This is a genomic window from Neisseria sp. SLRRB23 (assembly GCF_050896295.1).
In the GTDB taxonomy this organism is placed as follows: Bacteria; Pseudomonadota; Gammaproteobacteria; order Burkholderiales; family Neisseriaceae; genus Neisseria.
Map to the genome: position 1 here is coordinate 34,918 of NZ_JBPBFH010000021.1, position 7,220 is coordinate 42,137.

The 7,220-nt window shown below is 53.7% G+C and carries 5 protein-coding genes and 1 pseudogene; 2 read left to right on the forward strand and 4 right to left on the reverse strand.

The window, feature by feature from the left end; all coding sequences use genetic code 11:
• Positions 1-118: 118 nt before the first annotated feature.
• Positions 119-2,821, reverse strand: coding sequence for a phosphoenolpyruvate carboxylase (gene ppc, locus ACRPFF_RS07085; RefSeq protein WP_432674217.1), 2,703 nt, complete (start codon positions 2,819-2,821; stop codon positions 119-121).
• A 169-nt stretch (positions 2,822-2,990) separates the two neighbouring features.
• On the opposite strand from ppc, the gene ACRPFF_RS07090 reads away from it, so the two are divergent.
• Positions 2,991-3,761, forward strand: coding sequence for a HesA/MoeB/ThiF family protein (locus ACRPFF_RS07090; protein WP_432674218.1), 771 nt, complete (start codon positions 2,991-2,993; stop codon positions 3,759-3,761).
• A gap of 698 nt (positions 3,762-4,459) precedes the next feature.
• Here the strand turns inward: ACRPFF_RS07090 and ACRPFF_RS07095 are convergent.
• The 3 genes from ACRPFF_RS07095 to prmC all read right to left on the reverse strand — a co-directional run bounded on the left by ACRPFF_RS07095 (position 4,460) and on the right by prmC (position 6,996).
• On the reverse strand, positions 4,460-4,684 hold the full coding sequence (locus tag ACRPFF_RS07095) for a SlyX family protein (protein WP_101133707.1): 225 nt from the start codon (positions 4,682-4,684) through the stop codon (positions 4,460-4,462).
• The gene (locus ACRPFF_RS07100; protein ID WP_432674219.1) at positions 4,685-6,073 is read right to left on the reverse strand and encodes a Na+/H+ antiporter family protein; all 1,389 of its coding nucleotides are present in this window, start codon (positions 6,071-6,073) and stop codon (positions 4,685-4,687) included.
• A gap of 101 nt (positions 6,074-6,174) precedes the next feature.
• Positions 6,175-6,996, reverse strand: coding sequence for a peptide chain release factor N(5)-glutamine methyltransferase (gene prmC, locus ACRPFF_RS07105; protein ID WP_314169439.1), 822 nt, complete (start codon positions 6,994-6,996; stop codon positions 6,175-6,177).
• A 97-nt stretch (positions 6,997-7,093) separates the two neighbouring features.
• Between prmC and ACRPFF_RS07110 the strand changes: the two are divergent.
• A pseudogene (locus ACRPFF_RS07110) lies at positions 7,094-7,156 on the forward strand (transposase); the annotation flags it as partial.
• Positions 7,157-7,220: the final 64 nt, after the last annotated feature.

Below are 7,220 nucleotides of genomic sequence, written 5' to 3' on the forward strand. Positions count from 1 at the left end.
CGTCTTTCAACATATCACTGCCGTTCACTTTAAAACAATCGGTGTTTCTCTGCAAGTGCGGTCAGGGAAATGCCGTCTGAAAGGCGTTCAGACGGCATTTTGCCCCGATGCGGCATCGTCAGCCGGTATTGCGCAAACCTTGTGCCACGCCGTTGATGGTCAGGTGGACCATCAGCAGCGCGTGCGGATTGTCGGGCTCTTTGCGCAGGCGTTTGAGCATAGCGACTTGCAGGCCGTTGAGGGCGTTCAAATATGGAATCCTCAAGGCAAGCGAACGGGCGAGGCTGCGGTTGTCGCGCAGGAGCTCTTCGGTTTGCAGCAGGTCGAGCAGGGCTTTGCGGCTGCGTTGGTATTCTTCCTTAATCATACCGAAGATGACGGCGGCTTTTTCGGGTGATTCGCTCAAGCCGGCGTAGTTTTCCGCCAAGGTGATGTCGGTTTTCGCCATCACTTGTTCCATATTGGAGAGCATGGCTTGGAAGAACGGGTTGTTTTGAGCGTGTTCACGCAGGGCGGCGAGGGTTTCGGGTTTGCCTTCGCACAAAGTTTCCACTGCGCTGCCGAAACCGTACCAAGCCGGCAGCATGAGGCGGTTTTGCATCCATGAGAATACCCACGGAATTGCGCGCAAGTCCTGAATCCGCGCCAAGGTTTTACGGCTGGCGGGACGGCTGCCGAGGTTGAGGGTGGCAATTTCCTGAATCGGGCTGGTTTGCAGGAAGTAGTCGATGAAGTCGGGGTGGGTAATCAGTTCGCGGTAGTATTTGAACGATACGTCCGACAAATCCTGCATCAGTTTGGCATCAGGGTCTTTTTTATCCGGCAGGATACTGGCTTCCAAAGTGGCGGCAACCAAGGTTTCCAAGTTGCGCACAGCATTGCTGGGGTCGGCGTATTTGGCGGTGATGACTTCGCCTTGCTCGGTGATGCGGATTTGTCCGGCCACGCTGCCTGCCGGTTGGGCGAGAATGGCTTGGTAAGACGGGCCGCCGCCGCGACCTACGCTGCCGCCGCGTCCGTGGAACAAGCGCATGCGGACATCGTATTTTTTGAAGAGTTCGACCAAGCCCAATTCCGCCTGATAGAGGCACCATGAGCTGGTAACGTAGCCGCCGTCCTTGTTGGAGTCGGAATAGCCCAGCATGATTTCTTGGATATTGCCGCGGCTTTCGAGCAGGGCATCGTACCAGTCGAGGCGGAACATGGTTTCCATGACCGGACAGGCGTTTTCCAACGCTTCGATGGTTTCAAACAGAGGCACAATATTGATGCGGCTGTGCGGTTTGCCGTTTTCCACCGCCAACAGGCCGCTTTCTTTCAGCAGCAATGCCACGGCGAGCAAGTCGCTGGGTTGTTCGCAGTTGGAAATAATGCTTTGCGTAACGGCATCTTCGCCGAATTCGTCTTTGATTTTGCGCGCTTCGTTGAAAATTGCCAGTTCGTGGCTGGTATGGTCGCTGTATGTAATGAACGGGCTGTACAGCGGACGTTGATGACTCAACTCGCGCAACAGGACGGCTTGTTTTTGCTCTTCGTTCAGGCTGTTGTAGTCTTCCAAGCCTGCGTGTTGGAAAAGCTCGGCAACCACATCGGCGTGTTTGCCTGCGTGTTGGCGCAGGTCGAGCGGCATCATGTGGAAGCCGAACACGGACACGGAACGGATGAGGTCTGCCAAACGGCCTTCGGCAAGCAGGCGGCTGCCGTTGTCGATAAGGGAACGTTGCAATTTTTTCAAATCATCGAGAAATTCTTGTGCCGAAGCATAAGGCTCGAGAAAGCCGAATTTGCAGCCCATGCCCAAACCAAGCGCGCGTGCTTTGCCCAAGGCGCGCGCCATGATGTAGGCAATGGCGCGGCGGTAGGGTTCTTCGGTACGGGCGATTTCTTCATCGGGAGATTCGTCGGATAACGCCATCACATCGCCGTTGACTTTGACGCGACGGATGGAGAGCGGCAACTCGCGGTAAAGTTTGTCGAGTTCGCTGCGGTAAAAACGGAACACGGCATCGGCATGACGGCGGAAGGCAAAGCGTAGGGTTTCGGCAGAGACGAACGGGTTGCCGTCGCGGTCGCCGCCAATCCAGCCGCCGATTTTCAGGATATCGGGAACGTCCACATCGGGATATGCCGTCTGAAAGTCGCGTTCCATATTGCGGTAGAGCTTGGGCAGGGCTTCGAAAAAGCTCATCGGGAAGATGGACACACCGTTGTTGATTTCGTCGTTGACGCTGAGTTTGTGGTGGCGCGTTTCGCTGGTCTGCCACAAGCCCAGCAGGATAGTGTCGATTTCACGGCGCAGCGCGGTCAACGCATCGGCGTTGGCGCAGCGTTCCCGACGGGGCAACAGGGCGCGGATACGGCGGTTGAAGCTCAAAACGGTTTGGCGTTGCACTTCGGTCGGATGCGCGGTCAAGACGGCGGTAACGGCCGTATTGTCGAGCTGCTGCTGCACCGTTTTGCCGTTGATTTTTCCGGCTCTGAGCTTGCGTACCGTTTCCGCCAGGCTGCCTTCCGCACCACTGCTGCCCGCATCTTCATAAACCTGACGGCGGCGTTCGTGATGCACATCTTCGGCAATGTTCAAAATTTGTGCGAACAGTCCGCAGGCAAGCGTCAGGTCGTGGGTTTGCTGTTCGTCCAGTTGCGGCAAAATCTTCTCAATCAGTGCCGCGCTATCGTCCGACGTGGACAGCAGCTTGACCGTTTCCACCACCAACGGCGAGGCTTCCTCGTGAAGAAGGTTGAACAACGACTGTTTTAAAAATTCCGCGTCTGCCGCCAATGCCGCATCCTTCGGATTGTTCAGGATATGCAGTTGCATGATTTTCCTCTCTCGTTTGCCGTAAATATTGTAAATGTACCTCAAATGCCGCATCCGTGCCAAAACGTTCACACTTTAACCGCCCGTTTCCCAAAATGCCGTCTGAGGTTGAACGCCGCCCAACGGCAGCGTTACAATCACCCGCAACTGTTTTTTTCCGAACATCATCATGACCACGACCGAACACGACAACGACGATGCATTCCTGCTGCGGTACAGCCGCCACATCCTTCTGGACGAAATCGGCATCGAAGGGCAGCAAAAGCTTTCCGACGCGCATATTTTGGTCGTCGGATGCGGCGGTTTGGGTGCCGCCGCACTGCCCTACCTTGCCGCTTCGGGTGTCGGCACGCTGACCATAGCCGATTTCGACACGGTCGAACTGCACAACCTGCAACGTCAGGTCGCATTTAACGAGGGCGACGTCGGCAAACTCAAAACCGAAGCCTTGGCAGACCGTCTGCGCCATATCAACCATACCGTCGATGTCCGCACCGTCAACGAAAAACTCGACGGCCGCCGCCTGACCGATTTGGTTCAAACCACCGATATCGTTTTAGACTGCTGCGACAACTACGCCACGCGACAAGCCGTCAACCGTGCCTGCGTACAAACGAAAACACCGCTGGTTTCAGGAGCAGCGGTGCGCTTTGAAGGGCAGCTTGCCGTGTACCGTCCCGACTTGCCCGACTCGCCGTGTTACGCCTGCCTGTTCGACGGCGGATCGGCTTCAGACGGCATCTGTTCCCTTTTCGGCGTATTCTCGCCGCTGGTCGGCATCATCGGCTGCACGCAGGCAGCGGAGGCACTGAAAATCCTGCTGGATACAGGCGAACCGTCGCACGGCAGGCTGGCGGTTTACCGTGCTTTGGAAGGGGGCTGGCAATATTTCGACCTGCCGCGCAACCCTGAATGCCCGGTTTGTGGCGCGGCACGGTAAACCCTGCCGCCGTTTCAGACGGCATAAAAACGGATTCGGCGGAACGGTTTTAAAAATCGGCGGTGTTTTGACATAGTGTCGATAAGCATACTTATCTTCAATATACTCAACAGGATAATTGTTTGCCTAAGCAAAAAAATAATCGCCTTTTCCCTGACGGGCGGGCGAAATCCACAGATTGCAAAAACACAACCTGAAAATTTACATTTCTTTGCAAAAAAAAAAAAAAAAAAAAATAAACTTACCTTATAATTGCAATTGTTTTAGCAATATCTGATTCGCAGATTCATTGAGTAAGATATTTTCCCCGTAATGTGTTTGGCCGTCTGTTCCTTTTAGGTTCGGACGGCTTTTTTTAGGCTGTGTTTGAATACCCAGTTGATTTCGTCTGTTTGTAGGGGGAAGGCCGCTTATTTCCGTTCGGGTGGAAACGCTCCCATCGGATAAAAAGCATTTTGTCCGACTGATTAAAGTTATAGTGGATTAACAAAAACCAGTACAGCGTTGCCTCGCCTTAGCTCAAAGAGAACGATTCTCTAAGGTGCTCAAGCACCAAGTGAATCGGTTCCGTACTATTTGTACTGTCTGCGGCTTCGTCGCCTTGTCCTGATTTTTGTTAATCCACTATATATCTTAAGTTTGCATCGGCGGAATATTCAAACACAGCTTTTAGGGGGAATCCGGATGCCGACGGCGCATCAATAATGCGGCGGGATTTCGTCCCGCAGGGAATACGGCTCTTGCGCGTCGGAATTTTTGTCTTGCAGCTTGCCGTACAACAGCCTCAACTGAGCCTGCTGCAAATCCAACGTCTGCCGCAATTCCGCCACCATCGCGTTCAGGCCGACGATTACGTCTTCCTGAAGCGCGGATTGGATTTCCAATTCGACAATACGGCACTCCAGCCCTTCAAGCCCATCCATTTACAGCACCATCGCGGCAATCCAACCGGCAATCATCAGCGGGATGTTGTAGTGGATAAAGGTCGGGATGACGGAATCCCGCATATGATCGTGTTGTCCGTCAACGTTCAAGCCCATGGTCGGGCCCAGCGTAGAATCGGACGCGGGCGAACCGGCATCGCCCAACGCACCCGCCGTACCGACAATAGAGACTGTGGCAAGCGGCGAAAAGCCCAGACTGATGCACAACGGTACATAAATCGCGGCAATAATGGGCAAAGTGGAAAAGGACGAACCGATACCCATGGTTACCAAAAGCCCCACCAGCAGCATGGCCAATGCCGCCATGCCTTTGTTGCCGCCGAACATCGCCATGCTGCTTTCGACCAGCGGCTGGATGTGTCCGGTTGCACTCATAACGGCGGCAAAACCCTGTGCCGCAATCATGATAAAACCGACCATGGCCATCATCTTGATGCCTTCCCCAAAGACGTCGCTGGCCTTGTTGCGGTTGATTACGCCCAACATCATAAATACGGCGAAACCGAGCATCGCCCCCAACACCAGCGAATCTTCGTACATCAGCTGGATGGCAAAACATACGGCAATGGCGATGGCCGCAACCAGGCTGCGGTATGAAGAAGCCTGAGGTTGGTTTGCCGCATCGGCATTGCCTGCCGCATCGGTATCATTGCTTTGATACAGGCGGGGCTTGCGATAATGCACAAACGCCAGCAGGAGTCCGGTTACCATACCCAATGCAGGAATCGCCATTGCCGCCATCACGTTGATGTTTTTAACGTCGAGTTCCGGCGCGGCGGAATGGATGTTGCCCAACAGAATTTCATTTAAGAAAATCGCGCCGAAACCGTAAGGCAGGAACATATAGGTCGTAACCAGCCCGAAAGTGATGACGCACGCAACCAGTCGGCGGTCGACCTTCAGGCGGTTGAACACCAAAAGCAGCGGGGGAACAATCATCGGAATAAAGGCAATATGGATAGGCACGACGTTCTGGCTCATGATGCCCATCACCAAAATAATAGAAAGCAGCAGCCATTTGACCGCGCCTTCTCCCGAACGTACGCTGTCGGGCATACTGCTCCGGTTCAATTTGCGGATAATCGCACCCGCAAGCTGTTGGGGCAGTCCCGAATGAGTGATTGCCATGGCAAACGCACCGAGCATGGCATAAGAGAGCGCAATTTTCGCACCGCCTTCCAAGCCTTTGTTAAATACGGGGATAATCCCCGCCTGACTGACCTGTCCGGCCGCATCAGTTATATTTTGCAGCGGCATACCTGCCACCACGCCGCCGACAAATGCACCGACCGTCAAACTCAATACCACATGCACGCGCGACAGCGACAGCACCAACATGACGATTACGGCGATTACGACTGCATTCATCTTCGTTCCTCCTTATTTTTTTCTCCAAAAATTAAAATAAAATTTACATATCAAAACACATCATAACCCAATAACGGAAAATCCGCCAATTTTGCAAACAATTATTTCAAATGCTTCATATACTTCCCCAGCGTAACCCTGTCCAAACCGGCCAGGTCGGTCAAGGTTTTCACTTCCGTAAAACCATGGGCAGCCAACACGCCGCGCACCGCACCGCCCTGATTGAATCCGTGTTCCAACAGCAGAAACCCTCCGTCTGCCAGATACTTGGGTGCACCCTCCGCCAATGCCCTGATGCAGCTCATGCCGTCTGAAAAATCGGTCAGCGCGTTTTTCGGCTCAAACCGCAAATCCCCTTGAGAAAGATGAATGTCGCCGTTTTCGATATAAGGCGGGTTGGAAACGATGACATCCCATTGCCTTTCAGACGGCATATCGGTGTCGAACCAGGAACCGTGTGCAAACTCGACCGCCGCACCCAAATCTACCGCGTTCTTCCTGGCGGTTTCGAGTGCGCTCAGACTGATGTCGGATGCGCGGACGAAGGCATCCGGGCGTTCGAGTGCGACGGTTACGGCAACCGCGCCGCTGCCCGTCCCCAAATCCCACACGCGCCCGTTTTCGGGCAGGTGTGCCAATACGGCTTCGACCAGATGCTCGGTTTCGGGGCGCGGAATCAACACGCTCGGATTGACTGTAAAGCGTCTGCCATAAAATTCGCGCACACCTAAAATATAGGCAACCGGCTCGCCGTTCAGACGGCGTTGCGCCAGCCTGTCCGCATGCTGACGGACGCTGTCGGGCATTTCGTCCCCGCCCCGCGTCAACAACTGCACGCGCGTATATTCCGAAACATATTGCAGCAGCATTCTTGCTTCATTTTTAGGCAGTTTTGACAAGCCCAACCATTCGTCAAACGTCATTTTTTATCCCGTCTGCCGCCGATGCGGCTTGAACATTTTTTCCGGCTTTGCGGCACGCTTGTTCAAAAAATATCATTTTGCATTGAAATTATATAATTATAGTGGATTAAATTTAAATCAGGACAAGGCGACGAAGCCGCAGACAGTACAAATAGTACGGAACCGATTCACTTGGTGCTTCAGCACCTTAGAGAATCGTTCTCTTTGAGCTAAGGCGAGGCAAC

What these genes read in the sequence shown, in the direction of transcription:
- ACRPFF_RS07100 (WP_432674219.1), bottom strand. Translation starts at nt 6,073, where the DNA reads ATGAATGCAGTCGTAATCGCCGTAATCGTCATGTTGGTGCTGTCGCTG.
- prmC (WP_314169439.1), bottom strand. Translation starts at nt 6,996, where the DNA reads ATGACGTTTGACGAATGGTTGGGCTTGTCAAAACTGCCTAAAAATGAA.
- ACRPFF_RS07090 (WP_432674218.1), top strand. Translation starts at nt 2,991, where the DNA reads ATGACCACGACCGAACACGACAACGACGATGCATTCCTGCTGCGGTAC.
- ppc (WP_432674217.1), bottom strand. Translation starts at nt 2,821, where the DNA reads ATGCAACTGCATATCCTGAACAATCCGAAGGATGCGGCATTGGCGGCA.
- ACRPFF_RS07095 (WP_101133707.1), bottom strand. Translation starts at nt 4,684, where the DNA reads ATGGATGGGCTTGAAGGGCTGGAGTGCCGTATTGTCGAATTGGAAATC.